The following is a 2,309-nucleotide window of genomic DNA, read 5'->3' on the forward strand; positions in this document are numbered from 1 at the left end:
ACCCCGCCGCCGCCCACGGGCCCCGGCACCCCGCCCGGCCCGTCCCCGGCGCCGCCCGCGCTGCCGTCCGCGCCGCTGCTGCCGGACCTGCCGTCCGCGCACGGCGGCGGGCTCGGTTCGGGCGCCAGCGCGTCGGCGTTCGTCCCGCAGAAGGGGCTGCCGTTCACCGGCACCGACGCGCTGCCGATCGCCGCGCTCGGCCTGGCCGCGATCACGGCCGGCGGCGTGGCGATCGCCGCGACCCGCAGGCGCGCGGCGGCCCGCGAGTCCTGACCCGCGTTCACGGTCCAGGGGCGTCCCGCGTTCCGGACGCTCCTGGACCGTTCCCTCTTCAGAGCCGCTGCGAGGACGCCACCGTCCATCCGCCGCCCGAGCGCCGCAGCAGCAGGCGATGGAACGAGATCGGGTCCTTGTCGGTACACGCGCTCTTGCAGTCGCCGACGGCGACGAGCGCGGTCAATCCCTCCGACCCGTCGCCCGCGCGCACACCCAGCTCCACCGGCGTCCCCGACGCGACGGCCGGATCCCGGTAGACGGCGCCGAGAGCCCCGCGCGCCTGCGCGCCCGGCCACGGGAGGCCCGAGGTGTCGGCGCGCTGCGACCCCGCCTTGAGCGTGTAGAGGGTGTCGAGGAGCCACCGGTTCCCCTGCCTGACCATCGTCGCCCGCATCGGGTCCGCCAGCAGCCGCGGCGAGGCGTCCTCGGCGCGCACCGTCCGCTTGACGAGCGACAGCACGGTGACCCGGTCGGACGCCGCGCCGACGACCGCCGAGTCGACGACGTCGGTGGTCACCGACCCCTTCTTGTCCTGGAGCTCCTTGCGGTAGCCGCTGGCGGCGAGCTGCCGGTCGTAGTCGGCGCCGTAGCGCGGCGTCGACGCGGCGTGCGCCGCCGCCACGTTCCGGTCGAGCGAGGCGTGGTCGAAGGACAGCACCGACTCGACCGCCTGCACGGCCGGCGCGATCGCCGCAGCCGCCGCCGCGGGCGGGGCCGCCTGGTCGGTGGACGCCTTGGCGGGCGTGTCCGGCGAACCGTTCGCCAGCACGGCCCAGGCCGTCCCGCCGCCCGCGAGGACGACGAGGGGCGCCGCCACGAGCGCCGCGCGGCGGCCGATGCGGCGCTGCGGGCGCGGGACCGTGTCCGGCGTCGGCGGCTCCGGCCCGGTCCCGGCCGTCGCGAACCGGGAAGGCGGGGGCGGCGTGCGCCGGTCCCCCGCGAGCTGCGCGCCGGTGGTCAGGGCGCCCCCGTCCCGCGGCAGGGGCGGGACGTCGCGGCCGATCAGGTCGAGCAGCACCTGCTGCGCCTCGGGACGCCGCGCCGGGTCCTTGGCCAGGCAGGCCGCGACGGCGCCGCGCAGCGTCGCGGGCAGGGGCGACAGGTCCGGCTCGTGGTGCAGGATCCGGTTGAACACCGCGGAGATCGAGTCGTTGCCGAACGGGTGCCGGCCGGTCGCCGCGAACAGCATCGTCGCCGCCCAGGTGAACATGTCGACGCCGGTGCCGAGCTCGGCGTCGGTCACCTGCTCCGGCGCCATGTACGACGGCGTCCCGACGACGCCGCTGCCCCGCGCCGCCGCCGCGCCGATCACCCGCGCGATGCCGAAGTCGATGACGCGCGGGCCGTCCGGCCCCATCAGCACGTTCGACGGCTTGAAGTCGCGGTGCAGGATCCCCGCCCGGTGGATCGCCGCGAGCGCGGTGACCGTGCCGATCGCGAGCCGGTCCAGGTCCGTGCCGGTGCGCGGGCCGCGCTCGTTGACCAGCCCGGTCAGCGACGGGCCCGGCACGTACTCGCTGACGACGTACGGCGTCTCGGCGGACACGTCGGCGTCCACGACCTGCGCCGTGCAGAACCCGGCGACCCGCTCGATCAGCTTCAGCTCCCGCTCGAACCGCGCCCGCCACTCGGGGCTGCGGCTCAGCTGGGCACGGAGCAGCTTGATGGCGCCGTACATGCCGTCGTCGCGGCGGCCCAGGTAGACGACGCTCTGCCCGCCCTCGCCGAGCCGGCCGAGCAGCTCGTAGCGCCCCAGCCGCCCCGGGTCGTCCGGCCGCAGTGGGGCAACGGGCGTCATCGGCTCTCCTCCGTCGCGTGGACCCGCCACGGGAACACCTACCCGCGCGGGCACCGTCCGGCCCTTACCTTCCGGTATCACGTTAGACGTCGGTGATCGTCCGTGTGTTCTCGATTCCGGTGCGTCGCGGCCTTTTCGTCCGCCGCGCCGGCCTTGAAGCGAGCAGGGCGCCCCACCCCAGAACGTCCCGCCCGCATCGAGACCTGCGCGGGAAGAGTGAGAGCGGGCCGCCGGC

The 2,309-nt window shown here is 76.4% G+C and carries 1 protein-coding gene and 1 pseudogene; one reads left to right on the forward strand and one right to left on the reverse strand.

Annotated features, from left to right (window positions below):
* Window positions 1-273 (forward strand): annotated as a pseudogene (locus F9B16_RS52120) (hypothetical protein); the annotation flags it as partial.
* Between the two features lie 58 nt (window positions 274-331).
* Here the strand turns inward: F9B16_RS52120 and F9B16_RS53410 are convergent.
* Window positions 332-2,074 carry a serine/threonine protein kinase gene (locus F9B16_RS53410; protein ID WP_225992685.1) on the reverse strand — a complete coding sequence of 581 codons (1,743 nt, stop codon included), beginning with the start codon at window positions 2,072-2,074 and terminating at the stop codon, window positions 332-334.
* Between the last annotated feature and the right edge of the window lie 235 nt (window positions 2,075-2,309).

The sequence above is a fragment of the Actinomadura montaniterrae genome (assembly GCF_008923365.1).
Taxonomy (GTDB): Bacteria; Actinomycetota; Actinomycetes; order Streptosporangiales; family Streptosporangiaceae; genus Spirillospora; species Spirillospora montaniterrae.